Source organism: Actinomycetospora sp. 2LY8.5 (assembly GCF_057180585.1).
The window spans coordinates 73,943-97,080 of the sequence record NZ_JBXUHE010000011.1; the positions used below are offsets into that span (position 1 = coordinate 73,943).

At 73.3% G+C, this 23,138-nt stretch carries 26 protein-coding genes and 2 tRNA genes; 16 read left to right on the forward strand and 12 right to left on the reverse strand.

What is annotated here, in order from left to right:
• Positions 1-6 precede the first annotated feature (6 nt).
• Positions 7-1,671: a GMC oxidoreductase gene (locus tag AC2A1K_RS15215; RefSeq protein WP_483897148.1), complete on the forward strand. Its 1,665-nt coding sequence runs from the start codon at positions 7-9 to the stop codon at positions 1,669-1,671.
• Positions 1,672-2,090: 419 nt separating this feature from the next.
• Here the strand turns inward: AC2A1K_RS15215 and AC2A1K_RS15220 are convergent.
• Positions 2,091-2,165 (reverse strand) — tRNA-Ile (locus AC2A1K_RS15220).
• Between the two features lie 411 nt (positions 2,166-2,576).
• Between AC2A1K_RS15220 and AC2A1K_RS15225 the strand changes: the two genes are divergently transcribed.
• From AC2A1K_RS15225 to AC2A1K_RS15250, 6 genes are all read left to right on the forward strand, one after another.
• Positions 2,577-2,765: a hypothetical protein gene (locus AC2A1K_RS15225; RefSeq protein WP_483897149.1), complete on the forward strand. Its 189-nt coding sequence runs from the start codon at positions 2,577-2,579 to the stop codon at positions 2,763-2,765.
• A gap of 173 nt (positions 2,766-2,938) precedes the next feature.
• Positions 2,939-3,076 carry a hypothetical protein gene (locus tag AC2A1K_RS15230; RefSeq protein ID WP_483897150.1) on the forward strand — a complete coding sequence of 46 codons (138 nt, stop codon included), beginning with the start codon at positions 2,939-2,941 and terminating at the stop codon, positions 3,074-3,076.
• Positions 3,077-3,128: 52 nt separating this feature from the next.
• Positions 3,129-3,749, forward strand: a complete 621-nt coding sequence (locus tag AC2A1K_RS15235; RefSeq protein ID WP_483897151.1) for a hypothetical protein — start codon at positions 3,129-3,131, stop codon at positions 3,747-3,749.
• 50 nt (positions 3,750-3,799) lie between these two features.
• A complete protein-coding gene (locus AC2A1K_RS15240; protein WP_483897152.1) occupies positions 3,800-5,428 on the forward strand; it encodes an alkaline phosphatase D family protein in 1,629 nt (542 codons plus the stop codon).
• 103 nt (positions 5,429-5,531) lie between these two features.
• The gene (locus tag AC2A1K_RS15245) at positions 5,532-6,701 is read left to right on the forward strand and encodes a metallophosphoesterase family protein (RefSeq protein WP_483897153.1); all 1,170 of its coding nucleotides are present in this window, start codon (positions 5,532-5,534) and stop codon (positions 6,699-6,701) included.
• Positions 6,698-9,475: an AAA family ATPase gene (locus AC2A1K_RS15250; protein ID WP_483897154.1), complete on the forward strand. Its 2,778-nt coding sequence runs from the start codon at positions 6,698-6,700 to the stop codon at positions 9,473-9,475. Before AC2A1K_RS15245 ends, AC2A1K_RS15250 begins: the two co-directional genes overlap by 4 nt.
• A 115-nt stretch (positions 9,476-9,590) precedes the next feature.
• Here the strand turns inward: AC2A1K_RS15250 and AC2A1K_RS15255 are convergent, their stop codons facing one another.
• The 3 genes from AC2A1K_RS15255 to AC2A1K_RS15265 are packed head-to-tail and all read right to left on the reverse strand — an operon-like array spanning position 9,591 to position 11,685.
• On the reverse strand, positions 9,591-10,070 hold the full coding sequence (locus AC2A1K_RS15255; RefSeq protein ID WP_483897155.1) for a DnaJ family domain-containing protein: 480 nt from the start codon (positions 10,068-10,070) through the stop codon (positions 9,591-9,593).
• Positions 10,070-10,753 carry a 4'-phosphopantetheinyl transferase family protein gene (locus tag AC2A1K_RS15260; RefSeq protein ID WP_483897156.1) on the reverse strand — a complete coding sequence of 228 codons (684 nt, stop codon included), beginning with the start codon at positions 10,751-10,753 and terminating at the stop codon, positions 10,070-10,072. The genes AC2A1K_RS15255 and AC2A1K_RS15260 overlap by 1 nt, the downstream gene beginning before the upstream one ends.
• 5 nt (positions 10,754-10,758) lie before the next feature.
• Positions 10,759-11,685, reverse strand: coding sequence for a metallophosphoesterase family protein (locus tag AC2A1K_RS15265; protein WP_483897157.1), 927 nt, complete (start codon positions 11,683-11,685; stop codon positions 10,759-10,761).
• Positions 11,686-11,831: 146 nt separating this feature from the next.
• Between AC2A1K_RS15265 and AC2A1K_RS15270 the strand changes: the two genes are divergently transcribed.
• The 4 genes from AC2A1K_RS15270 (at position 11,832) to AC2A1K_RS15285 (ending at position 15,089) form a co-directional block, all read left to right on the forward strand.
• Positions 11,832-13,067, forward strand: a complete 1,236-nt coding sequence (locus tag AC2A1K_RS15270; RefSeq protein WP_483897158.1) for an adenylate/guanylate cyclase domain-containing protein — start codon at positions 11,832-11,834, stop codon at positions 13,065-13,067.
• Positions 13,068-13,323: 256 nt separating this feature from the next.
• Complete coding sequence (locus AC2A1K_RS15275; RefSeq protein ID WP_483897159.1) at positions 13,324-13,506, forward strand: VOC family protein; 183 nt, start codon at positions 13,324-13,326, stop codon at positions 13,504-13,506.
• A gap of 139 nt (positions 13,507-13,645) precedes the next feature.
• Entirely contained in the window at positions 13,646-14,029 is a 384-nt protein-coding gene (locus tag AC2A1K_RS15280) for a hypothetical protein (RefSeq protein WP_483897219.1), read from the forward strand.
• A 691-nt stretch (positions 14,030-14,720) separates the two neighbouring features.
• A complete protein-coding gene (locus AC2A1K_RS15285; RefSeq protein WP_483897160.1) occupies positions 14,721-15,089 on the forward strand; it encodes a VOC family protein in 369 nt (122 codons plus the stop codon).
• An 18-nt stretch (positions 15,090-15,107) separates the two neighbouring features.
• Here the strand turns inward: AC2A1K_RS15285 and AC2A1K_RS15290 are convergent, their stop codons facing one another.
• Positions 15,108-15,263, reverse strand: coding sequence for a hypothetical protein (locus AC2A1K_RS15290; protein WP_483897161.1), 156 nt, complete (start codon positions 15,261-15,263; stop codon positions 15,108-15,110).
• A 29-nt stretch (positions 15,264-15,292) separates the two neighbouring features.
• Between AC2A1K_RS15290 and AC2A1K_RS15295 the strand changes: the two genes are divergently transcribed.
• The 3 genes from AC2A1K_RS15295 (at position 15,293) to AC2A1K_RS15305 (ending at position 17,632) form a co-directional block, all read left to right on the forward strand.
• The gene (locus AC2A1K_RS15295; protein ID WP_483897162.1) at positions 15,293-16,258 is read left to right on the forward strand and encodes a replication initiator; all 966 of its coding nucleotides are present in this window, start codon (positions 15,293-15,295) and stop codon (positions 16,256-16,258) included.
• Between the two features lie 14 nt (positions 16,259-16,272).
• Positions 16,273-16,461 (forward strand): helix-turn-helix transcriptional regulator, encoded by a 189-nt coding sequence (locus tag AC2A1K_RS15300; RefSeq protein ID WP_483897163.1) that lies wholly within the window; start codon positions 16,273-16,275, stop codon positions 16,459-16,461.
• A 106-nt stretch (positions 16,462-16,567) separates the two neighbouring features.
• Positions 16,568-17,632: a tyrosine-type recombinase/integrase gene (locus AC2A1K_RS15305; protein WP_483897164.1), complete on the forward strand. Its 1,065-nt coding sequence runs from the start codon at positions 16,568-16,570 to the stop codon at positions 17,630-17,632.
• Between the two features lie 56 nt (positions 17,633-17,688).
• Here AC2A1K_RS15305 and AC2A1K_RS15310 read toward each other — a convergent pair.
• Positions 17,689-17,761: transfer RNA gene (locus AC2A1K_RS15310), tRNA-Asn, on the reverse strand.
• Positions 17,762-17,878: 117 nt separating this feature from the next.
• Between AC2A1K_RS15310 and AC2A1K_RS15315 the strand changes: the two genes are divergently transcribed.
• On the forward strand, positions 17,879-18,154 hold the full coding sequence (locus AC2A1K_RS15315) for a hypothetical protein (protein ID WP_483897165.1): 276 nt from the start codon (positions 17,879-17,881) through the stop codon (positions 18,152-18,154).
• A 19-nt stretch (positions 18,155-18,173) separates the two neighbouring features.
• Here the strand turns inward: AC2A1K_RS15315 and AC2A1K_RS15320 are convergent, their stop codons facing one another.
• The 3 genes from AC2A1K_RS15320 to dnaG are packed head-to-tail and all read right to left on the reverse strand — an operon-like array spanning position 18,174 to position 21,387.
• Positions 18,174-18,944, reverse strand: coding sequence for a trans-aconitate 2-methyltransferase (locus AC2A1K_RS15320; protein WP_483897166.1), 771 nt, complete (start codon positions 18,942-18,944; stop codon positions 18,174-18,176).
• Positions 18,941-19,489: a hypothetical protein gene (locus tag AC2A1K_RS15325; protein WP_483897167.1), complete on the reverse strand. Its 549-nt coding sequence runs from the start codon at positions 19,487-19,489 to the stop codon at positions 18,941-18,943. Before AC2A1K_RS15325 ends, AC2A1K_RS15320 begins: the two co-directional genes overlap by 4 nt.
• On the reverse strand, positions 19,486-21,387 hold the full coding sequence (dnaG, locus tag AC2A1K_RS15330) for a DNA primase (protein ID WP_483897168.1): 1,902 nt from the start codon (positions 21,385-21,387) through the stop codon (positions 19,486-19,488). Before dnaG ends, AC2A1K_RS15325 begins: the two co-directional genes overlap by 4 nt.
• Before the next feature lie 91 nt (positions 21,388-21,478).
• Here dnaG and AC2A1K_RS15335 point away from each other — a divergent pair, with 91 nt between their 5' ends.
• Positions 21,479-22,057: an SDR family NAD(P)-dependent oxidoreductase gene (locus AC2A1K_RS15335; protein WP_483897169.1), complete on the forward strand. Its 579-nt coding sequence runs from the start codon at positions 21,479-21,481 to the stop codon at positions 22,055-22,057.
• A 43-nt stretch (positions 22,058-22,100) separates the two neighbouring features.
• Here the strand turns inward: AC2A1K_RS15335 and AC2A1K_RS15340 are convergent, their stop codons facing one another.
• Genes AC2A1K_RS15340 through AC2A1K_RS15350 form a run of 3 tightly spaced genes read right to left on the reverse strand, consistent with a single transcriptional unit; the run spans position 22,101 to position 23,031 of the window.
• The gene (locus AC2A1K_RS15340; protein ID WP_483897170.1) at positions 22,101-22,439 is read right to left on the reverse strand and encodes a thioesterase family protein; all 339 of its coding nucleotides are present in this window, start codon (positions 22,437-22,439) and stop codon (positions 22,101-22,103) included.
• On the reverse strand, positions 22,436-22,795 hold the full coding sequence (locus AC2A1K_RS15345; RefSeq protein ID WP_483897171.1) for a hypothetical protein: 360 nt from the start codon (positions 22,793-22,795) through the stop codon (positions 22,436-22,438). The genes AC2A1K_RS15340 and AC2A1K_RS15345 overlap by 4 nt, the downstream gene beginning before the upstream one ends.
• A gap of 29 nt (positions 22,796-22,824) precedes the next feature.
• Complete coding sequence (locus AC2A1K_RS15350; protein ID WP_483897172.1) at positions 22,825-23,031, reverse strand: hypothetical protein; 207 nt, start codon at positions 23,029-23,031, stop codon at positions 22,825-22,827.
• Positions 23,032-23,138 lie beyond the last annotated feature (107 nt).

Here is a 23,138-nt window from a genome sequence, read left to right on the forward strand (position 1 = left end):
ACGATCATGACCACCCCGCAGAAGCGCTACGACGCGCTCGTCATCGGCTCCGGCGCAGCCGGCAGCATCGCGGTCAAGGAGCTCACCGAGCGCGGCCTCGACGTCCTGCTGCTGGAGGCCGGCCGCGACATCGGCGACGCCGACTTCGTCCCGCCGCCCGAGACCCGGCCCGCAGCCATGAGCATCGGCCTCGCCGGCCGCCTGCGCTCGAGCCTCAAAGGCCAGTACATCCAGTCCCGCCGCGCCATGTTCAAGGAGCAGACCAGCGCGTTCCTCGTCAACGACTGGAAGCAGCCCTACGCCTCCGACAGCGAGTTCCTCTGGATCCGCGGCCAGCAGCTCGGCGGCCGGCTCCATGCCTACGGCCGGGTCCTGCTGCGCTCCTCCGATCACGAGTTCAAGGCCGCCTCGCACGACGGGCACGGGCAGGACTGGCCGATCTCGTACGCCGACCTGGCGCCGTACTACGACGGCGTCGAAGAGTTCATGGGCGTGTACGGAACCTCGGAGGGTGTCGAGAACCTCCCGGACGGCGTGTATCGCGGGCCTTCGCTGTTGACGGCGGCCGAGAAGGACTTCAAGGCCACCGTGGAGGCGCGTTGGCCCGACCGACACGTGGTGCCGTGGCGATACGCTGCACCGAACCTCCAACGCGTCCCGCTCGGCATTCTCGCCGCCCGAGAGACCGGACGCCTCACCACCCGCACCGACGCGATCGTCAGCCGCATCGTGATCAACCCCGTCACCGGGCGCGCGGACGGCGCGGTGTTCGTCGACCGACACACCAAGCGCGAGCACCGGGTGCACGCCGACATCGTGATGTGTTGCGCCTCAGGCATCGAGTCCGTGCGCCTGCTACTGAACTCGGCCACCGAGGGCCACCCCGACGGCCTGGCGAACTCGTCCGGGCTGCTGGGCCGCTACTTCATGGACCAGACGCCCAGCCTGCTCTTCGGCGACGACCCCCACCATCCGGGGTCGGAATCGACCGACCAGGCACCGCCGGACCCGTACTACCCGCCGATCGGCGGCGTGTACATCCCGCGGTTCGAGAACCTCGACGCGACCACCGACTCCGCGTTCGCGCGGGGGTGGGCCGTCCAGGGCACCATCGGGCGCATGCCCGTGCCGGAAGGCTCGGGCGGCGTGGTGGGCCTGATGGGTTTCGGCGAGATGCTGCCCTACTACGACAACCGCATCACGATCCACCCGCGACGCAAGGACGCCTGGGGCATCCCCATCCCGCGGGTGCACCTCGAGATCACCGACAACGAGCGCGCGCTGATGCGTGCCCAGGTTCGTGGCCTCCGCGAGATGGCCGAGGCCGCCGGTTACCGGGTCAACTTCGCCGCGTCGACGCTCGGCCTCGACTCCCGCAAGGTCTGGCCCGACGCCGACCCGATCAGCCGCACGATCTTCCGGCTCGGGATCAAGCGCAGCATGGCGATGGGCGCCGCCATCCACGAGTGCGGCGGCGCGCGCATGGGCGACGACCCGCGCAGCTCGGTACTCAACGAGCACAACCAGGCCTGGGACATCCCCAACCTGTTCGTCACCGACGCCAGCTCGTATGTCTCCAACGGCGGCGTCGGCCCCACGCTCACGATCATGGCCATGACCGCCCGCGCCTGCGACTACGCCGCGCGGCAGCACGCCGACGGCTCGCTATGACGGGTCCTGCCAGGTGACGGGTCGGGAAGCCCTGCTTCCCGGCCCGCGCCGCCCCCGCCGCTCGCGCGAGTCCGCGCAGCACGTCGTCGAGCTCGGCGTCGAGCTCGGCGTCGCGCTCGGCGTCGCGGTCGGCGTCGCGGTCGGCGTCGCGGTCGGGGTCGCGGTCGGCGTCGCGGTTGGTCAGGGGCGCGACGTGAGGGCGGCGGAGTGGGGTCGTGTCTGCGACGCTCGGGCCCTCGACGACGGCGCTGGCGAGCGACACCTCGGTCCATCCCGAGGTCGCGGCCGAGGCTGCCGAGCGCGCCGCAGCGCTCGTCGCGCGGGCGGTCGGGAGCACCGATGTTCGCACACCGCACACACACTCCCCCGGTGACGGGCCGACCGGATCACCGGCAGGCCCCCTCACCAGCGGGAACGGGTGGGGCAGGTGGGACTCGAACCCACGCCCTAACGGATTATGAGTCCGCTGCTCTGACCAGCTGAGCTACTGCCCCCGGGGTCCGTGCACTCCCGGCGGGCGTTCACGACCGGGCGAAGCGTACGACACCGGATGAGCCGTTCCGGCACCGCTCATGTCAAGATCCAGATCTCCGGAGCGTATGTCTCGCTCAGCGGAGCGTTCGCTCCACTCATCCAGATCTTCGCACTGCCGTGACGGCCGTGTTACGCCCCGTGACATCACCGTGACTTCACGGAGATCTACCTGAAAGCAACCTGAGAGGCCCTTGACATGCGCGGACGGCGCCGGGCCGCACAGACGCCCTGCAACCCTTCGTGATGATCTCGTTACCGAGTCCCGAATTGAGCCGTTCTGAGTTGAATCGGCAGGCGAAGGGCAGCGATGGTTCGGCCGTCCGGGTCAACCCCGACTCGGACAGTCCCCGTCCTGATCGGGAAGGACCCTCATGAAGAAGAGCACGATGCGTCTCGCGTTCGCCGCCGTCGCCGTTCCCGCGGCCGTCACCGGCTTCGCCGCTCCGGCTGCCAATGCGGTCGAGCTCGCGCCGTACGCCCACCAGCTCGACAAGGACGTCGCGGCCACCGAGGCCCAGGTCGGCGCGGTCCTGGACGACCTGGGCCTCGAGGCCGAGTAGGTCGGCAAGAGAGAACAGCAAGGACAGCCGCTCCCCACAGCAGCTTCCGCGAGGGCCCGGGTCGACGCCGACCCGGGCCCTCCGCGCGTCGGACCCGGAACAACGGCCCTGGACAGTTCGCGGTTCGCCGACGACGCTGGACGGACGTCACCCCGATCAGCTGGGAGGCCGCCATGCGCCTGGGACGTCGACTCTCCGCCGGCATCGCCGAGGACCCGCCCGCGCCGCCCGAGACCCCGGAGGTCGAGGAGACGGTCGAGAGCCTCACCACGGAGCACCGTGAGCCGGCCGAGCAGCTGGTCGATCGGTAGACACCGCCCGCGGCCGGAGGGGTCGCTCACCGGGTACAAGATCGCCTACCCGATGATCTCCGCGGACTCGCGCCGCGGGGGATTCAACGGCGTCGCGCTCGGCCGCTCGCAGGTCTACGGGGCGGTGGCCGACGCCGTGTGTATCCAGAGTCCGCGCCACCGGTGCCCGTCGTCGTGGTGCGACTGCGGGTTCTACTGCTTCCACGCGCTGTCCGACGCCCGTGACCTCGCGTGCGACCCGCAGTACCAGCACTGCGTGCTGCTCGAGATCGCGGCGTCGGGCCGGTTCATCCGCTACGAGCTCGGCCTGCGCTTCGCGCGCCAGACCGTGCGCTCGGTGCGCCTGGGCCGGTGCGGCTGCGGGCGCCCGGCGACGGCACTGGCCGACGGCGGACCGGGCGTCGTGGGGTGGCGGCGCCTGCACCCGGTGTGCGGGCTGTGCGCGGGCCCGAGGCCCGTCGTCACCCCGGAGGCGTTCGGGGTGCTGTGCGGGAACGTGCCGGTGCGCGCGGAGGACGGCGGCGACGGCGTCGAGGACCCGCTCGCGGGCGTCGGCGCGGAGGTCGACGACGCCACGCTCGTGCCGTTGCTCAGCGCGGAGGTGGCGCTCCTGCAGGCGCGCCTCGATCAGGTGCAGTCTCGCCTGGAGCAGCTGACCCACCGCTCGGACTGAGGACGCCGCCCGCGCGTGGGCCGGGGTCGCGGTTCGGGTAGGGAGGACACGTGACCTCCCTGGAGCTCGGACCCCTGCTGCGCCATGTCGGCACCACCACGGCGACGATCTGGGTGGAGACGAGCGCACGGTGCACCGTCGAGGTGCTCGGCACGAGCGCGCCGACGTTCGAGGTGTGCGGGCAGCACTACGCGCTCGTCGTCGTCGAGGGCCTGGCGCCGGGGAGCTGCCTGCCCTACGAGGTGCGCCTCGACGGCGAGCTCGTCTGGCCGCTGGAGGGCACCGGGACCCCGCCGAGCTACCTGCGGACACGGACCGAGGACAGCACGGCACGCCTGCGGTTCGTCTTCGGGTCGTGCCGCTACCCCCCGACCGACGACCCCGAGCTCGAGGCCTCCCTCGGCATCGACGCGCTCGACGCCTTCGCCACGCGGCTCATGGACGAGGTCGCCGACGCCGACGACCCGGGGTCCGTCCTGCCCGACACGCTCTGCCTACTGGGCGACCAGGTCTACGCCGACGAGATCACCCCGCGGACCGCCCAGTGGATCCGCGAGAACCGCGACCCCGACGACCCGGACGGGCCCGGCCTGGAGATCGCGGACTTCGGCGAGTACTCCCACCTCTACAGCGAGTCGTGGAGCGACCGGGAGCTGCGGTGGCTGCTCTCGACGGTGCCCACCGCGATGATCTTCGACGACCACGACGTGCGCGACGACTGGAACACCTCGCAGGTCTGGCGCGACCAGATGGCGTCCAAGCTCTGGTGGCCGCAGCGCATCCGGGCGGGGCTCGCGTCGTACTGGGTCTACCAGCACCTCGGCAACCTCGACCCGGAGACGCGCGACGCCGACCCGCTCTACCGCAAGGTCCGCGAGGCCGACGGCGACGTCTACGAGCTGCTCGCCGACTTCGCCGCGCGTGCCGACGCCGAGGTCGGCCACCCGACCGGCGTGCGGTGGAGCTACCGCTGGGACCTCGGCCGGACGCGGCTGCTCATGATCGACACACGGTGTGCGCGGGTCCTGAACGAGCAGGACCGCCTCATGATCAACGATCACTCGTTCGCCTGGATCGAGGAGAGCGCCGCCGACGGGGAGGTGGACCACCTGCTGCTCGGGTCGTCGATCCCCTGGCTGATGCCGCCGGCGGTCAGCCACGTCCAGTCGCTCGACGAGTGGGCCGCCGCGCGGGGCAGCAAGCTCGCCGAGACCGTGCGCCAGGCCGTCGACCTCGAGCACTGGCCGGCATTCCGCGCGTCGTTCGACCGCCTCGCCGACCTGATCCGTGGCGTCGCCTCGGGCCCGTCGGCGCCCGCGACGGTCTGCGTGCTCTCCGGCGACGTCCACCACAGCTACGCCGCCGAGGCGCGCTGGTCGTCCCCCACGCGCTCACGGGTCTACCAGCTGACGTGCTCGCCGGTGCGCAACGGCGTCCCGTGGTTCATGGAGTACGTGTTCGCGCTCGGGTGGTGGCGGCGCCTGAGCAGGGTGCTGGGACGGGTGTCGCACGCGGCCGGCCTCGACGAGCTGCCCCTGGACTGGTCGACGATCGGCGGGCCGTGGTTCGGCAACGCGGTCTCGACGGTCGAGGTCACCGGCCGCGACGCCCGCCTGCGGGTGGAACGCTCCGGTGCTCGCGGCGGCCTCGAGGCGGTCGCGGAACTCCCGCTGACCTGAGGGGAACCGTTCGAGGGGCCGCTGCGTCGAAACCTGTGTCGCTGCCCGCCCGGGCGGTGAGGTCGTTCTACGATCAAGGGTCGAGCGGCGGAGGGAGGCGCGCGTGCGGTTCGTGCACACGGCCGACTGGCAGCTCGGCATGACGCGGCGGGTCCTGGGGGCCCGCCCGCCCAAGGAGGCCGCCGGCGGGCTCACCGGCGAGGCCCAGGCCCGGTTCGCGCAGGCGCGGCTCGACGCGGTGTCCGCGCTCGGTCGGCTCGCCGACGAGCGCGCGGCGGCGTTCGTGCTGGTCTGCGGTGACGTGTTCGAGTCCAACCTCGTGGGGCCCGACGTCGTCGCCCGGGCCTGCGAGGCGCTCGCCTCGTTCCGCACGCCCGTCCTGCTCCTCCCCGGCAACCACGACCCCGCCGACGCCGCCTGCGTTCTCCGCCGGCCCGACTTCGCCCGCCGGTGCCCGCCGCACGTGACGGTGCTGGACGCCCCGGGGGTGCACGAGGTCGCGCCGGGCGTCGAGGTCGTCGCGGCCCCGTGGCGCTCCAAGCACCCGCTCACCGACCTCGTGGGCGAGCAGCTCGCCGCCGTCGAGCCCGCGCCCGCGGGCACGCTGCGGGTGCTGGCCGGGCACGGCGAGCTCGACGTGCTGGATCCCGACGACGACGAGCCCGCCCGCATCCGCCGCGACGGCGTGCTCGCCGCGCTGGCCGACGGGCGCGTGCACTACGTCGCCCTGGGCGACCGGCACTCCACCTGGGCCGACGCCGTGGACGACCGCATCCGCCACGCCGGCACCCCGGAGGTCACCGACTTCGACGAGGTCGACCCCGGCAACGTCCTGGTGGTCGACCTCGACGAGCGCGCCGCGCAGGTCGCGGTCGAGCCGGTCGGGCGCTGGCGCTTCGTGCGGCACGACGCACGCCTCGACTCCGACGACGACCTCGACGCGCTCGACGCCTGGCTCGCCGCCCACCCCGACAAGGAGCGCGCGGCGGTGCGTCTGGCGCTGGTCGGCACGCTGTCGTTGCGCCAGCGCAGCCGGCTCGACGACCTCCTCGCCGGCCACGACCACGTGTTCGCGGCGGTGGAGGTCCTCGCGCAGCACTCCGACCTCGCAACGGTCCCCGACGACGCCGACCTGCACGACCTCGACCTGCACGGGTTCGCCGCCGACGCCGCCTCGGAGCTGTTCACCGCCGCCTCCCCCGACGCAGCGGCCGACGACGAGGCGCGCGACGCCCTGCGCCTGCTGCACCGGCTGGTCGGGAGCGAGCGATGAGGCTGCACCGCATCAGGCTCCGTGACTTCCGCGGCGTGCACGACCGCGAGGTCACGCTGGCCGAGCGCGGGGTCACGGTGCTGCAGGGCGACAACGAGGTGGGCAAGACGTCGACCGTCGCCGCTCTCGATCTGCTCTTCGACGCGGCCGACTCCTCGCGCCGCGCCGAGATCCGCGCCGCCCAGCCCGCGGGCGTCGACGCGGGGCCGGAGGTCGAGGCGGAGGTCTCCACCGGGCCCTACCGGTTCGTCTACCGCAAGCGCTGGCTGCGCCGCCCGCGCACCGAGCTGCACGTCATCGCCCCCGCCCCCGAGCAGCTCACCGGCGCCGACGCGCACGGCCGGGTGTCGGCGATCCTCGACGAGACGATGGACCGGGTGCTCTGGCGCGGATTGCGTGTCGAGCAGCACACCGCCGTCGGGCAGGCGGACCTCGGCGGCCAGGACGCGCTGACCCGCGCGCTCGACCGCGCCGCGTCGGGAGCCGCTCGCCCGGACCCCACCGCCGACGACGGGCTCGTGGAGCGGGCCGTCGAGGAGCTGCGCCGCTACCGCACCCCGAGCGGGCGGGCCACCGGCGAGCTGCGCGCCGCCGAGGTGCGCCTCGCCGAGGCCGAGACCGAGTACGACCGCTGCCGGGCCGCGCTGGAGGCGGTCGAGCGCGACGTCGCCGCGCGCGACCGCCTCGACGCCGACGCCGCGTCGGTGCGCGACCGCCGGCGCGCGCACCACGCGGAGGTCGCCGAGCTCGAGGACCGGTGGGCGGGCCTGCAGTCGCGGCTGCGCGAGGTCGAGGCCGCGCGCGGGCGCGCGGTGCTCGCCCGCGAACGCGCGCAGACCGCTCGTGAACGCCGGGAGGCGCGGGACGCACTGGTGCGCGCGCTCGACACCGACGCCGAGGCGGTCGCGCAGGCCACCGCGGCCCGCACCACCCACGAGGACGAGCACACCGCCGCCCGCGACGAGCGCGACGCCCGGCGGACCGCCGACGCCGCCGCCCGCGAGGAGGCGGGCGCGGCCCGGCGCCGGGCCGACGACGCCGCGCGCGCCGTGTCCGCCGCGCGTGACCGTGCCGAGCTCGCCGACCTCGCCGAGCGGCTGCGCCGCGTCGGGGAGGCCGAGTCCGGGCTCGAGGCCGCCGAGCGGGTGCTGGCCGCGACCACCGTCGGCACCGACGACCTCGCCGATCTCGAGGACCTCGCCCGCGACCTGCTGCGCGCCGAGGCCGCGCGCGACGCCGCCGCCGCGCGGGTGGAGCTGACGGCGCCGGCTGGTGGAGATGTGCTCACCGTCGAGGTCGACGGCGAGACGGTCGTGCTCGCGGCCGGCGAGACGCGCACGCTGCCGGTGGCGGAGGCGCGGGCGCTGTCGCTCCCCGGCGTGCTCGACGTGCGCGTGCGCCCGGGGCTCGACGAGGCCGGCCGCGACGACGCGGTGCGCGACCGCGCGCGGGACCTCGCCCAGCGGTGCGAGGAGCTGGGCGTCGCCGACCTCGAGACCGCCCGGGTCGCCCGGCGCGGCGCCGACGACGCCGCGCGCCGGGCCGACGAGCACCGCGCGGCGCTCGCCCGCGAGCTCGCCGGGCACGGCGACGCCGCCGCCCTGCGCGCCGCCCACCACGCGGTGCAGGACCGGCTCGACGGGCCCGCCGACCTCTTCACCAGCATCGAGCCCGCCCCGGCCACGGACATCCTCGCCCTGCGGCGCGAGGCCGACACCGCGCGCGAGGCCGCCGACGCGGCCCTCCGCCGGGCCGACGAGGTCGCGGCGGCATGCCGGGCCGCCGAGGACGCCGTGCGCGACGCCGACACCCGCGCCGCGGTGCTGGCCGAGCGGGCCGCCGACGCCCACCACGCCCACGGCCGCCGCGCCGAGGAGCTGCGCGCGGCCCGCGAGGCGGAGCCGGACGCCGGCCTCGTCGCCGCCGCCGAGGAGCGGCTCGCCACGGCCCGCGAGGCCGAGCGCGAGCACGAGACCCTGGCCGCGGCGCTCGCGGACGACGACCCCGACACCGTCGAGGCGCGCGTGGTCAACGCCCGGGCCGTCGACGAGCGCCTCGCCGGCGAGGCCGCGCGCCTGGAGCGCGAGCACGCCGAGACCACCGGGCGCCTGCAGGCCGCCGGCCTCGAGGGCTGGCACGACCAGCACGCCGCCGCGGCCACCGAGCTCGAGGCCGCCGTGCGCGACCACGACCGCGTCGCCCGGCGCGCCGCCGCCGCGCAGCGCCTGCACGACACGCTCGCCCGTCACCGCGAGCGCGTGCGCCGCTCCTACGTCGCGCCGTTCCGCGCCCAGGTCGAGCGGTTGGCGCGCATCGTCTTCGGGGCCTCGCTGTCCCTCGAGATCGACGAGGACCTGCGGATCACCCACCGCACGCTCGACGGCGTCACGGTGGCGTTCTCCGCGCTGTCCAGCGGCGCCCAGGAGCAGCTCGGACTGTGCGCGCGGCTGGCGTGCGCCGCGCTCGTCGACCCGTCGGACGGGGTCCCGGTGGTCATCGACGACGCGCTCGGCCACACCGATCCGGCGCGCCTCTCCCGCCTCGGCGCTGTGTTCACCGCGGCGACCGCCGCCGAGGGCGCCGCCCAGGTGCTCGTGCTCACCTGCACCCCCGAGCGCTACCACGGCATCGGCGCCGCCACCGTCGTCCCGCTGGCCCCCTCCCGCCGCCCCGGGGACCGCGACCGGGAGGCCCCGGCCCCCGCCGTCGACGACACCGCGCTCCAGCCGCCGGGAACGGTCGTGGATCTGCCGCGTGCTCCGCGCGCCGGCTGACTCGTCGAGATCACGAGCACCTCGTCGACCTCGGCACGCCACGTGGGGTGCACCACGCGCTCTTGATCAACGGCAGATGCCGCGCTCGCACCCGGGATGACCCGCGTGCCCCCGATCAGGACGGGCGGCGCCACCACCGCCGCCACGACCGGCGACCGGCCGCGGCCGGGAGGTCGGGCGGCGGCGCCGGTGCCGCCGCCCGCTCCTCCCGCCACCGCGCGACGACGTCGTCGGCCCGCGGCAGCGGCACCGCGACCTGCGGCCCGTCGGGGAAGCGCAGCCAGTGGGCGACGCGCGCGGCCAGGGCGGCGACGGTGTCGCGGACCTCGCGCTCGGTCGCCAGGTCCCGGACGGTCTCGGGCAGGCGCTCGACCTCCCGACGCAGACGCAGCGGCGTCGGCAGGAGGACGTCGTTTCCGATGCCCTCGCGTTCGAGGTACGAGCGCAGCCACCAGTTCTCCTCGTAGGGACGGTTCTGCCCCGGCAACGGACGGCCGGCGCCGCGCAGCCCGTCGAACTTGCCCGCGTCCTGCGCGTCGCGGATGCGCTGCTCCACGACGGACTCGTACGTCTCCCACCACGCCTCGTTGCGCATCAGACCCCCCGCGCCGGCAGGGCGATCGCCGTGATCACGAGCCCGTCCCGCACCACCCAGCGGCCGCGGAACCCGGTCACCTCGGCACCGTCCACCACGGGTCCCGGGACACGCAGGGAAGCGCGGAAGGTCCCGTCGAGATCGGGCACCAGCTCGGCCTCCTCGAAGCCCAGCCAGGCACCGGTCAGCGGGAACCACGCCTTGTAGACGCTCTCCTTGGCGCTGAAGAGGAGCTTGTCCCACCGCACCTCGGGCGCCGACGCGGCCAGCGACGACAGCACCGCCCGCTCCCCCGCGTCGGACACCGCCTCGAGCACACCGTCGGGCAGGGTCACGTGCGGCTCCGCGTCGAGGCCGACCGTGCGGACGGCGTCGCGCCACGCCACCGCCGCCCCCCGGAAGCCGGCGCAGTGGGTGATCGCGCCGACGACGCCGTCGGGCCACACCGGGGCCCGCTTCTCGCCGACCGGGATCGCCGCGGCCGGCGCCCCGAGACGGACGAGCGCGTCCCGTGCGCACCCCCGCGCCGTCGTGAACTCCGCGCGCCGCGACGCCACGGCCTTCGCGACGGCGGGCTCCTCCTCGGGCGCGAGCACGGCCCGCGGGTCGTCGTCGGTCCGCACCGCGGTGACGACGGCACCGGGCAGGACGGCGTCGAGCGCCGCCACGCCCGTGGTCGTCACGTCCCTCATGTCCGCGCCCACTGCGCGCGCTGCTCCGCGGCCCACGCGGTGAAGGGATCGGGGCCGTCCCCCGCGGGGCCCGGCAGGATCTCCCGCAACGCGCCGCGGACCAGCCCGTGGCGCTGCCACTCGCGCGGGTAGCCCACCGAGACCTCCTCGCAGCGCACGCCGTCCTCGACGGTGGTGCGCGGGATGTGGAGGTGGCCGTACACGACGACCGCGGCGTCGTGGCGGCGGTGCCAGTCGGCGGTCGCGGTCGTGCCGCACCACAGCGCGAACTCCGGGTACCGCAGGATGCGGGTGGGGTGCGGGGTCAGCGGCCAGTGGTTGACGAGCACCGTCGGCATGCCGGGCGGGCGCTCGGCGAGGCGGGCCTCGGTGCGGGCGACGCGGTCGGCGCACCACGCGGCGGCGTCCGGGAACGGGTCGGACGACATGAGCACCTCGTCGGTGCACACCACGCCGGCCTCGCGGGCGACCTCGAGCGCCGCCTCGTTCGACCAGTCGCCGGGGATCGAGGGCGGCCGGACGCTGTAGTCGTAGAGGACGAACATCGGGCACACGAGCGCCGGCCCGCCCCGCGGATCCTCCTGGGTGCCCTCCCACACCGGCCACGGATCCTCGGGCGTGAGGACCCCGAGGCCCCGGGCGACCTCGACGAGGTGGTCGTAGCGGGCGGGTCCGACCAGGTCGACCTCGTCGCCCGGCGGCGTCCACAGCTCGTGGTTGCCCGGCACCCAGATGACCTTCGCGAAGCGTCCGGCCAGGATCTCCAGGGCCCACGCGACGGTGGCCACGCGATCGCCGACGTCGCCCGCGACGATCAGCCAGTCGCCGGGGTGGGCCGGGTGCAGCTCACGGACGATGTCCTCGTTCTCCGAGCGGTTGACGTGCAGGTCGCTCGTGGCCAGCAGGCGTGGGCCGCCAGTCATGGGTCCTCCCTGTCTCCCTCGCCGCCACGGTACGGACCCAGGCAGCGGTGCCACGAGATGTCTGGGTCCTACCCCACTGGCACCATGAAGCGGTGCCGCCGCGTCACCGCACATCGCTGCCCCTCCCGGCGCGGGTCCGTTCGGTGATGGCGGAGGGTGACTACGACCGCGCGGGGCTGCTCGAGGGACTGGCCGGCGACGAGCGCCGCACGCGCGTGTCCGTCCTCGAGTCGCTCGCGGCGGACGGGGTCGACATCGACACCATGCGGGACGCCATCGCGCGCGACCGCCTCGGCCTGCTCCTGCTCGAGCGCACCCTGCGGCCCGAGGACGGCCACTCCCTCAACGACGTCTGCCGGGTCGCCGAGATCGACATCGACGTCGTGCGGCGCTGGTTCCAGGCCCTCGGACGGCCCCTCGCGCCGGACCCCGGCGAGCCGATCTACACCGACGAGGACGTCGAGATCGCCGAGCGGATCCACCGCTACCGCATCCTGGGGTTCTCCGACGAGGAGATGATGCCGGTCGTGCGGGCCATCGGCCGCGGCGTGCTCAACATCGCCGACGCCCTCGGCGGGCTGCTGGGCGAGGCGCTGCTCAAGCCGGGCGAGCCGGAGCCGGAAACGGCCCTGCGCTACGCCACCGAGGCGCGCCGGATCGTCGAGGACGACTCGCTGCACCTGGTCCATCTCGTGGCCGCGGCGCTCGCCGACCGCATCCGCTCGCACGCCCTCGCCGTCGAGGATTCGAGCGCGGGCAGGCTGCGCGGCGCGCAGGAGGTCACCGTCTGCTTCGCCGACCTCGTCGGCTTCACCGACCTCGGCGAGACGGTCTCGGCGGTGGAGCTCAGCGAGGTCGCCGAGATGCTCTCCGCCCGCGCCACCGAGGTGTCGGTGTGGCCGGTGCGCCTGGCCAAGACGATCGGGGACGCGGTCATGCTCGTGTCGCCCGACCCGACCCTGCTCGTGACGGCGGCGCTCGACCTCGTCGACGCGTGGTCGAGCGAGGAGGACGGACGGCCCGCGCTGCGCGTCGGCGTCGCCAAGGGCATCGGGGTACCGCACGCCGGGGACTGGTTCGGCCCGCCGGTCAACCTCGCCAGCCGGGTCACCGAGACCGCGCGGCCGGGCCATGTGACGATCACTGCCGCGGTGCGCGACGCGGTCGTCGCCGCGGCGTCGGAGGACTCCCCGTTCCTCTTCCGCGCAGCCGCGCCGCGCAAGTTCAAAGGTGTGCGTGGAGCGCAGCGCCTGTATCGCGTGCAGCGTCGCCCGCCCCGCCCGACCCGGCCGGCCCGGCCGACCGGGCCGATCGGCAACGGCACGCCCGTCGATGCGGTGAACGAGGCCGACCGGCTGCTTCGCGACGAGCCGCCGCGATGACGAGGGATGCGAGGATGGTGGGCCGGGGGCCCGCTCCCCAGCTGCCTGGTCCGGCCCACCATCTCGCCATCGGCGCCCCCCGGGGCGCCGGATCGCCGGGGTTCCCCCACCGGCTCGAGACGGAGCGTGCCCGGACCGACCCGACGACACCAGACATCCACGCCGAGGTTCACTCGATACGGGCATGGGTTCACTCGACCAGTCGACGTCTCGCTGGGCCGTCGGGGCGCCCGACGACCCCAGGCCGTGACCATCGGTGACGTTTGTCTGTTCGTTCCCCGTAGACGACTTCGACCAGGCCGCGCAGCGGATCACCGATCTCGGGGGGCAGGTCGCACTGCCCAAGTTCGCCGTGCCGGGCCGATGCTGGCAGGGCTACTTCCTCGACCCCGAGGGCAACACCTTCGGCCTGTTCGAGATCGACGAGACAGCGGCGTGAACCTCGTCTTCGAGCCATAGTCAGACATGTCGCGATAGTCGGGCGACATCGCGGTGATGGTCGATGTCGGTGGTGGCGATGATCCGGGTCCACATGGCTCGACTGGAGGGCCGCCGATGAGGCGCGAGCCGAAGATGTTCTGCGCCCCGACCGGCTCATGCACGGCGTGCGTGCTGCCGACGATCCGTCGCTGGTCTCGGAACTGGCCGACCGGGGCGTCTGCCTGGACCTGTGTCCTAGTTCCAACGTCGCGCTCGGCGTCGTCGCCGAGCTCGCCGAGCATCCTCTGGCGGAGTTCGTGCGATCCGGTGTGCTCTGCTCGCTCAACGCGGACAACACGCTGGTGTTCAGCACCGACCTCGCCGACGAGTATCGACTCGCCCGCGAGACCCTCGGACTCACCGACAGCGAGATGGCCGGCCTCGCTCGAGCGTCGCTGACCGCCAGCGCAGCATCGGCTGCGGTCGTGGATGCAGCAGTGGCCGAGATCGATGAATGGCTCGAGACGAACCCGGCGAGCTGATGGCTCGCGGGGCCGGCCGAGGACTGCAGGGGCTACTTGCGCGTCCGTTCGTCCTTGCACAGCGGAAAGCGTCCCGGTGGGCCGATCAAGAAAGAACCCCAGGCCACGCGCCGTGACCTGGGGTTTCGGCTCCTCCGACTGGACTCGAACCAGTAACCCTTCGGATCAGCGCAGCGGACTTGTGGACGTTTCTCGTCGATGGTCGAAACGACCCCTGAGCTGGACGGACGCTGGATCGAGGTTTGTGCTTGTTGGTGCTCGTCAGCGGCTGCTCTCGACGGGTAGCGGGAGGTAAGCGGCGCTGTTGATCTTCACAAGAAGTCGCCCATCTCCGCCACTTGAGCCCCAAGTTGGAAGGCTGCGCTGGGCTCGTCGTCAGAGGGTACGACCTCGACCGGAGAACGTCCCGTCGTACCGCTGCAGACCCTGGTTACCCGTGGTGGATGGCACGCGGATGGCACGACCGAAGGTCAACATTGAGTGTCGTGAGTAGGGCCGTTCTCGACAGGTAGCAGCAGGAGGCAGTGCGATGCCGATGATCTTCGGCGTCGACGCTTCATCCACCCTTGTCCTAATACACTAGGATGCAGTACGTTGAACGTACTTGAAGGGAAGGTCTACCCATGGTGCCGCCGGTGAGTGGTAGTTGCCGCGCGGCAAGATCGGATCAGCGAAGGGCCGGGAGCCTGATATGTACATCGAGCTGCAAGCTGACGAACTGGAACGAGCAGCGACGTTCTACGGCGACGTGTTTGGCTGGAAGATCGCGCCGGCTGGCGAGGACATGCCCTTGGAGTACTGGCGCATCCACGCCGACGGTCTCGCGGGCGGGATACTGAAGCGGCCCGCTCCGGCACCGGCACCCGAACAGGGCACCAACGCCTTTGTCTGTTCCTTCCCGGTGGACGATTTTGACCAGGCCGCGCAGCGGATCACCGACCGTGGCGGTCGAGTCGCGCTGCCGAAGTTCGCCGTGCCCGGCCGATGCTGGCAGGGCTACTTCCTCGATCCGGAGGGCAACACCTTCGGCCTGTTTGAGGTCGACGAGTCAGCAGCTTGATCAGTCTCCGAGCCCTCGTCAGATCACTTTGCGATAGGCGCTGGTGCGCCTGATCTTGTGTCGCTCCTGGATCTCGACCGCCTGAACGTAGATAGCCTGGGCCTGCTCGGCGGTGACTCGGGTCGCCTGGCCGATCTCGCTCCAGCTTGCTCCAGCGAGGCGCGCGTCGTACATGATCAGCCATTTGCCCGCCGTGCAGGAGCGTGACGAGTCTCGGCCGTCCGCTGTGCCTGGACTGCTACGACCACCCCCACCAGGCCGTGTGGAACCTGTCGAGCGGCGAGCTGTGGCGCCGCACCATCATCACCGCCCGCCGCGCCGTCACCGCCCTCGCCAAGCGCCACGGCATCAAGCTGCGCCTGTCCTACACCAAGGTCGCCGAGTTCCAGCACCGCGGCGCCGCGCACTTCCACGCCCTCGTCCGGCTCGACGGGCTCGACCCCCGCGACCCCGACGCCGTCATCCCGCCCGCCCCCTGTGTCGGCGCCAACCACCTCGCCACCCTCCTCCGCGACGCCATCACCGACACGCGGTTCACCACCACGGCGCACCCGGCCCGCGAGCAGGGCTGGCCGATCGCCTGGGGCGAACAGGTCGACCCCCGCCCCGTCCGACTTTCACGGCTCGACCTCGACGACGCCGGAGAGATCACCACCGCGGCCGTGGCCGGCTACCTCGCCAAGTACGCCACCAAGGCCACCGAACTCGCCGGGCACACCTCGGGCCGGCTGCGCCCCGACACCGTGCGCCACCACGCCCGCCTCGACACCCACCCCGGCCGCCAGATCGACGCGTGCTGGCACCTCGGCACCCGCCCCGAACGCGCCGACAGCAACCAGTGGGCCGCCGGCTGGGGCCGGCTCCAACGCTGGGCGCACATGCTCGGGTTCGGCGGCCACTTCTCCAGCCGCTCCCGCCGCTACTCCGCCACCCTCGGCGCCCTCCGCCACGCCCGCCGCGACTGGCGCCTCGCCCAGCTCGACCACCACGGCCCCGACGACAGCGACCAGGCCGACGACGAAGACACCACCGAGATCGTCATCAGCTCCCTGGTCTACGCCGGCATCGGCTGGCACACCAGCGCCGACGCCCTGCTCGCCAACACCTCGGCCGCCAACGCCCGCGCCAGGGGTCGCGCCGCCCACGACGAACTGATCACCGCAGTCTGACCTGGAGTGCCGAGATGGCGAGAGCAGAGAGGTTGTGGAGCGTTCAGGACCTGAGCGACTACCTGAGCGTCCCCGTGATGACGATCTACAACTGGCGCCGCACGGGCTACGGCCCGAAGGGTGTTCGCGTCGGTCGGTACGTGCGCTACGAGCCCGAGGAAGTGCGCTCGTGGTTCGCGTCGCTGACCGAGAAGGCGGGCTGAGGGATGCCGCGTCCACCGCTGCCGATCGGGACCTACGGCAACATCACCACGCACGCCGTGCCCGGCGGCGTCCGGGCCACGGCTCGCTTCCGGCGACCACGACGGTGTGACCCGGAAGGTCGAGAAGACCGGGGCGACCGCCGCCATCGCGAAGAACCGTCTCCGCGACGAGCTGCGGGACCGGGTCGCCGCCGGGGACCCGGACGACATCACCGGCGACTCTCGTTTCTCGGCCGTCGCTGACGCCTGGCTGCTGTCGATCGACTCCCAGGTGGCGCAGGGTCTCCGCTCCCCCAACACAGCACAGATATACCGGCTCACGCTCGATGTCCACGTGCGACCGGCGCTCGGTGAGGTGCGGCTGCGCGAGATCAGCGTGTCCCGTCTCGACCGCTTCGTGCAGACCGTCAACGTCCAGAGGGGCGCGGCGACGGCGAAGCTCGCGCGCACCGTGCTGTCGGGCGCGCTCGGGCTCGCCGTCCGCTACGGCGCGATCCGCACGAATCCGACACGAGACATCGGGCGCATCGCCACAACGCCCCGACGCCAGCCACGCGCGCTGACCCGGGAAGAACGAGAGGAGTGGATCAAGCAGTTGCACGCCGATCCGGTGGCGCGACGCAAGGACCTGCCGGACCTGTGCGCCCTCATGCTCGCGACCGGCGTCCGAATCGGCGAGGCGCTGGCCGTGGCGTGGGACGACGTCGATCTCGACGGCCGCCTGGTGGTCATCGAGCACACGATCATCCGCGTGAAGGGCCAGGGACTGGTCCGCAAGACGACCAAGAGCATCGCCGGCGAGCGGACGTTGCGGCTGCCCGGCTTCGCGATGGGCATGCTGCGTCGACGGCGGCAGGACTCGGACGGACGGGGTCCGGTCTTCCCCGATGCCCGGGGTGGCTGGCGCGACCCGTCCAACGCGTCGGGCTCGCTGCGCGCGGCCCGTGGCTCGGCGGACTTCGCATGGGTGACCTCGCACGTGTTCCGCAAGACCGCGGCGACCGAGCTGGACGCGGCCGGCCTCTCGGCACGCCAGATCGCCGACCAGCTCGGTCACGCGAAGGTGTCCATGACCCAGGACAAGTACCTCGGGCGCCGCGCCGTCACCAGCGACGTCGCCGACGCCCTGGACCGGGCCTACGGAGGTAGCGGCGACGAAAGAGGTGGGTAAGCGGTGGGCCGATCAAGAAAGAACCCCAGGCCACGGGCTGTGACCTGGGGTTTCGGCTCCTCCGACTGGACTCGAACCAGTAACCCTTCGGTTAACAGCCGAATGCTCTGCCGATTGAGCTACGGAGGACCGCTGTGTCCGGACGCCTTGCGTGCGGACTCCCTCCACGCTACCTCACCCGCCCCACCGTCCTTCCGCACGGGGTGGGGCAGGATGGGCGGAACGAGACGTCGGGGAGGAGAACGCATGAAGATCATTCCGTTCCTGCTGGGGGCCGGCGTGGGGTACGTCCTCGGGGCGCGCGCCGGCCGCGAGCGCTACGAGCAGATCGCGCGGGCGTACCGCCAGGTGGCCGACCACCCGAGCGTGCAGGGCGCCGCCGGTGTCGCCCGCGCGAAGGCCGGCGAGGCCGTGCAGACGGGCGTCGCGCTGGCCAAGGAGAAGGTCGCGCCCGCGGGTGGTCCCGAAGGGGAGCAGCCCACCGCACCGGGTCGAGCGGCCGCCAACGGTTCCGGCCGGTAGGTCAGGGCGCCCGGAAAAGTCAGGTACCGAGCACCGCGAACACCCGGCGGAACCCGAACCAGGTCACGCCGGCGTCGTCGGGCGGGTACGCGTCGCGCAGGCGGGGTGCGAGCTCCGCGCGCAGGCGTGCCCACCCGGCGTCGTCGAGGGCGTCGCGCACGGGTCGCAGGGTGCTGCCCGCGATCCAGTCGCCCACCGGGTCGTCCCCGGTCAGCGGGTGCAGGTAGGTCGTCTCCCAGCAGTCGACGACGCCGCCGGGGCGCGCCGCGGCCAGCAGTCGGGCGTACTGCTCGGGCGTGCCGACCCCGTAGGCGGGCAGGCCGCCCGGGACGAGGTCCGTCCACGCCGGGCTCGTCAGGAGCTCCCGGGCGGTCTCGTGCGACGGCGACCGCTCGTTGCCCGGCACCTGCGTCGCGAGCCATCCGCCGGCGGGCAGGTCCGCGGCCCAGCGGGCGAGGAGCTCGCGGTGCTCGGGCACCCAGTGCAGCACCGCGTTGCAGACGACGACGTCGGTCTCGGGACCGGGTGCGAAGTCGCGGACGTCGGCGAGCTCGGCGTCCACGCCGTTCCCGCGCGCCGCCGCGATCATCTCCGGCGAGGCGTCCGACGCGCGCACCCGCGCGTCCGGCCACCGCCCGGCGAGCACCCCGGTGAGGTGCCCGGGCCCGCAGCCGAGGTCGACGACCTCACGCGGGGCCGTCGCGCCGACCCGGCCGACGAGGTCGAGGAACGGGCGCGCGCGGTGGTCGTCGTGGCGTCGGTAGAGCTCCGGATCCCAGGTCAGGGTCACGAGCGGGCGTCTCTGAGCTTCTCCCCGACTCCCGCCGCCACGGTGCGTACGACCTCCGGGTCGGTGCCGGGATCGGGGCGCACGTGCAGGACGATCCCCGCCCCGGGCACGCGCCGCTGGACGAACCAGGCGCCGCCGTCGCCGAGGTCGTGGTGCTGGCTGTCCTTGACCGCGACCGTCACCCGATGGTGCACGGTCTCGGGCACCCGGCGCGGCTCGGTCAGCGGCACGCGGCGCGGCGCCCGGTCGGCCAGCACGACGACCCCGCCCGCCAGCTCCTCGACCTCGTCGGCCTCGACGACCTCCAGGGCGCCGGAGGCCCAGGTGGCCTTGGTGACCAGGTGCCAGAGGATCCGGTGCGCGCCCTCGCCGGACGCGGCGGGCGGCAGCCACAGCCCCAGGTCGGTGGCGAGCACGATCGACCCGCGCGGCCCGCGCCCGTCGGCGATCACCCGCTCGCCGTCGTCGAGCGTGCCGGTGAAGCCCTCCGGGATCGGCTCGCGCCCCGTGAGGAGGGCCCCGAGCCGGTCGACGAACCCGCTCACAGCGACACCGCGCCCGACGCCTGGCTGCGCAGCGCCTTCTTGTACTGCTCGAGCGCGACGAGGTCGCCGTAGAGCTCGTGGTACTCGTCGGCGTCGTTGATCGGCGACAGCCGCTGCAGCCGCGACTTGATCTCCGAGACCTGGCGCTCGACCAGCGTGCCCTGCAGGGCGCTCATCATCGAGGTGATGTAGCGGTGCTCGTCGGTCTCGCGGGTCTGCAGCGGCTCGACGGCGAGCTCGTGGACCAGCGTGCGGTAGCCGCTCGGGACCTCGCGGCCGACGGCGTCGATCCATGCCGAGCCGGACCAGCCCGCCGAGGTGCCCCCGGCGGCGAGCACCGCCCGGTGCACGGCGAGGTAGGCATCGTTGTTGAACGCGTCCTCGGGCAGCGAGTCGTACACGGGCCCGGCCAGCGCCGGGGCCTGCAGCGCGGCCTTGAGCACCTCGCGCTGGACGCGCAGGCGAGGGTCGTCACGGGCGGGCAACGCGGGCCCGCCCTCCGCGCCGGCCCGGTGGTTGGTCGGCGGCTTGCGCTGCGCCCGGCGCGCCGGGGCGTCGGTCGGCGCGCCGGCGGTCTCCCGGACCCGGCGCACCACCTGTGCCTCGTCGGTCCACCCGACCCACCCCGCAAGCCTGCGCGCGTAGCCGTCGCGCAGGTCCTCACGCCGGATGCGGGCCACCTCGGGCACGGCGCGCTGCAGGGCCGCCACCTGGCCCTCCACGGTGCCGAGGTCGTGCTCGTCGAGGATCGCGCGGATGATGAAGCTGAACAGCGGCGCCCTCTGGGCCACCAGGTCGCGCAGGGCGACCTCGCCGCGCGCCTGCCGCAGATCGCACGGGTCCATGGCGTCGGGGGCGACCGCGATGTAGGTCTGGGTGGCGAACTGCTGGTCGCCCTCGAACGCCTTGCGCGCCGCGGCCTGACCGGCGGCGTCGCCGTCGAAGACGTAGATGACCTCGCCGCGGTCGAACGAGTCGTCCATGAGCAGCCGGCGCAGCACCGCCACGTGGTCCTCGCCGAACGCCGTGCCGCAGCTCGCGACCGCCGTCGTCACCCCGGCCAGGTGCATCGCCATGACGTCGGTGTAGCCCTCGACGATCACGGCCTGCCGGGTCTTGGCGATGTCGCGCTTGGCCTTGTCCAGCCCGAAGAGCATCTTCGACTTGTGGTAGACGGGCGTCTCGGGGGTGTTGAGGTACTTCGCCTCGATGCGGTCGTCGTCGAACAGCCGACGCGCGCCGAAACCGACGACGTCACCGCCGAGGTCGCGGATGGGCCAGAGCAGCCGACGGTGGAACCGGTCCATGTACCCGCGCTGGCCGGGGCGCGACAGCCCCGCCTTCTCCAACTCCTCGAGCGTGTAGCCCTGCGCGACGAGGTGCTTGGTGAGCTTGTCCCAGCCCGACGGCGCGAACCCGCAGCCGAACTCCTCGGCCGCCGCCTGGTCGAACCCGCGCTCGGCGAGGAACTCGCGGGCCTTCTGCGCCTCCCCCGGCGCCCGCAGCTGCTCGGCGTAGAACTCGGCGGCCAGCTTGTTGGCGGCCAGCAGGCGGGCGCGGGTGCCGCGGTCCTTCTGGACGCTCGACCCGCCGCCCTCGTAGGTCAGCCGGTAGCCGATGCGGTCGGCCAGTTTCTCCACGGCCTCGACGAAGCCCAGCTGTTCGATCTTCATCAAGAAGTCGATGACGCTGCCGCCCTCGCCGCAACCGAAGCAGTGGAACGTGCCGTGCGTGGGGCGCACGTTGAACGAGGGCGTCTTCTCGTCGTGGAACGGGCAGAGGCCCTTCACCGAGCTCGCGCTCGCGCGGCGCAGGGCCACGTACTCGCCGATGACCTCGTCGACCCGGTTGCGGTCGCGCACCTCCGCGATGTCCGCGTCCCGGATGCGCCCCGCCATGCCCCCGAGTGTAGGGACCCGCTCCGGGAAGTTCGGGCCGCATCGGTCGGTTGCCCCATCGGCACCGCAGCGAGGACGAGGAGGACCCACCATGCAGCTCGACCTGTCCGGACGGACCGCCCTGGTCACGGGGTCGACCGGGGGCATCGGGCGGGCGATCGCCGTCGATCTCGGCCGTGCCGGCGCACGGGTGGTCGTCAACGGTCGTGACCGGGCGCGCGTCGACGAGGCCGTCGCCGGAATCCGGGACGAGACCGGCGGCGAGGTCGTCGGAGTCGCCGCCGACGTCGCGTCCGCCGAGGGTGCCGCGGCGCTCCCCGCCGAGATGATCCACTACGGGATGTCGAAGACCGCCCTGCTCGCCGTCTCCCGCGGGTTCGCCAAGGAGGCGGCCGGCACGGGGGTCACCGTGAACTCCGTGATCGCCGGCCCGACCCACACCGGCGGCGTCGAAGGGTTCGTGCGCGAGCTCGTCGGCGATGACCTGCCGTGGGACGAGGCGCAGCGCAAGTTCATGATCGAGTATCGGCCGCAGTCGCTGATCCAGCGCCTCATCGAGCCCGAGGAGATCGCACACCTCGTGACGTACCTGGCCTCGCCGCTGGCCTCGGCCACGACGGGCGCGGCTGTCCGCGTGGACGGTGGCTACGTCGACTCGATCATCCCGTAGCTCACGCCCGCGGGGCGTGGTGCGGGCCGTCAACCGGTCGGGATCACGCGGTGAACTGCGCCCGGTCCACCACGACGCGGTCGATCTCGCCGTCGGCGACATAGTGCCCGTCGCCGTCGATGGCGCTGACGTCGAAGGTCAGCCGGTCGCCCTCGGTGGTCAGCGAGGCGTAGACGTCGACGATGCCGCCGACCGGGGTCGGCCGGCGGTGCCGCACGCGGATCGCGGCGCCGACCGTGGTCTGCCCCTCGCGCAGGCCCGGGGACGCCTCGGCGACGGTCGCCGCCTCCAGCCAGGCGATCAGCCGCGGCGTCGCCAGGACCGGCAGCTCCCCGGTGCCCAGCGCGACAGCGGTGTCGTCCTCGGTGACCTCGTACCTCATCGCGGCGATGGTAGGTCCTCCCCGGGGGTGCGCGCCGCCATCGCGCGGTGATCGACGGATCTCGGCACGAGCAGCACGAGCAGACCGCCGATCAGCAGCACCGCGCCGAACGGGTAGAGGCTCGACGCCGTCGACCCCGTGAGGTCGCAGAGCCAGCCGACGAGCGAGGTAGCGACGCCGCCGCCGATGGTGCCGATCGAGTTGACCAGCGCGATCCCCGCGGCCGCGCCGGCGCCGCAGAGCAGCGCCGCGGGGATGCTCCAGAACGCGGACCGGGCGGTCGAGACGCCGGCCGCGACGAGCACCATCGAGCCCACCGCGAGCGCCGTGCTCTGCGGGAACACCGCCGTCAGCACGAGGCCCAGCGCAGCGACCAGGCACGGGATCAGCGTGTGCCAGCGGCGCTCGCCGGTGCGGTCGCCGTGCGCCGACTCGCGGTCGTGGTGATGATCGCCTCCTCGGCCGCGAGGTCGGCGCGCACCACCGCCTTCTGCTCCTCGGAGAGCCAGCGGGCGTCGTCGACGGAGTTGTCGAGGCAGCGCAGCACGAGCAGGCCGAGCACGAGCGACGGCACGACCTCGATGAGGAACATCGAACCCGGCGTTCACACGGTCCAGATAGGCCGCGGCGTAGCAGACGAACAGGAACCGGACCAGACCTCGCGTGATCCTCGAACAGACCTTCTCGGCCCCCGTTCCG

Excerpts from the sequence above, each read along its gene's own strand:
- AC2A1K_RS15235 (WP_483897151.1), top strand. The coding sequence starts at position 3,129 with ATGATCTCCGCGGACTCGCGCCGCGGGGGATTCAACGGCGTCGCGCTC.
- dnaG (WP_483897168.1), bottom strand. The coding sequence starts at position 21,387 with ATGGCGGGGCGCATCCGGGACGCGGACATCGCGGAGGTGCGCGACCGC.
- AC2A1K_RS15230 (WP_483897150.1), top strand. The coding sequence starts at position 2,939 with ATGCGCCTGGGACGTCGACTCTCCGCCGGCATCGCCGAGGACCCGCCC.
- AC2A1K_RS15315 (WP_483897165.1), top strand. The coding sequence starts at position 17,879 with ATGAAGATCATTCCGTTCCTGCTGGGGGCCGGCGTGGGGTACGTCCTC.
- AC2A1K_RS15265 (WP_483897157.1), bottom strand. The coding sequence starts at position 11,685 with ATGACTGGCGGCCCACGCCTGCTGGCCACGAGCGACCTGCACGTCAAC.
- AC2A1K_RS15225 (WP_483897149.1), top strand. The coding sequence starts at position 2,577 with ATGAAGAAGAGCACGATGCGTCTCGCGTTCGCCGCCGTCGCCGTTCCC.
- AC2A1K_RS15215 (WP_483897148.1), top strand. The coding sequence starts at position 7 with ATGACCACCCCGCAGAAGCGCTACGACGCGCTCGTCATCGGCTCCGGC.
- AC2A1K_RS15350 (WP_483897172.1), bottom strand. The coding sequence starts at position 23,031 with ATGTTCCTCATCGAGGTCGTGCCGTCGCTCGTGCTCGGCCTGCTCGTG.
- AC2A1K_RS15255 (WP_483897155.1), bottom strand. The coding sequence starts at position 10,070 with ATGCGCAACGAGGCGTGGTGGGAGACGTACGAGTCCGTCGTGGAGCAG.
- AC2A1K_RS15290 (WP_483897161.1), bottom strand. The coding sequence starts at position 15,263 with ATGTACGACGCGCGCCTCGCTGGAGCAAGCTGGAGCGAGATCGGCCAG.
- AC2A1K_RS15285 (WP_483897160.1), top strand. The coding sequence starts at position 14,721 with ATGTACATCGAGCTGCAAGCTGACGAACTGGAACGAGCAGCGACGTTC.
- AC2A1K_RS15250 (WP_483897154.1), top strand. The coding sequence starts at position 6,698 with ATGAGGCTGCACCGCATCAGGCTCCGTGACTTCCGCGGCGTGCACGAC.
- AC2A1K_RS15270 (WP_483897158.1), top strand. The coding sequence starts at position 11,832 with ATGGCGGAGGGTGACTACGACCGCGCGGGGCTGCTCGAGGGACTGGCC.
- AC2A1K_RS15335 (WP_483897169.1), top strand. The coding sequence starts at position 21,479 with ATGCAGCTCGACCTGTCCGGACGGACCGCCCTGGTCACGGGGTCGACC.
- AC2A1K_RS15340 (WP_483897170.1), bottom strand. The coding sequence starts at position 22,439 with ATGAGGTACGAGGTCACCGAGGACGACACCGCTGTCGCGCTGGGCACC.
- AC2A1K_RS15300 (WP_483897163.1), top strand. The coding sequence starts at position 16,273 with ATGGCGAGAGCAGAGAGGTTGTGGAGCGTTCAGGACCTGAGCGACTAC.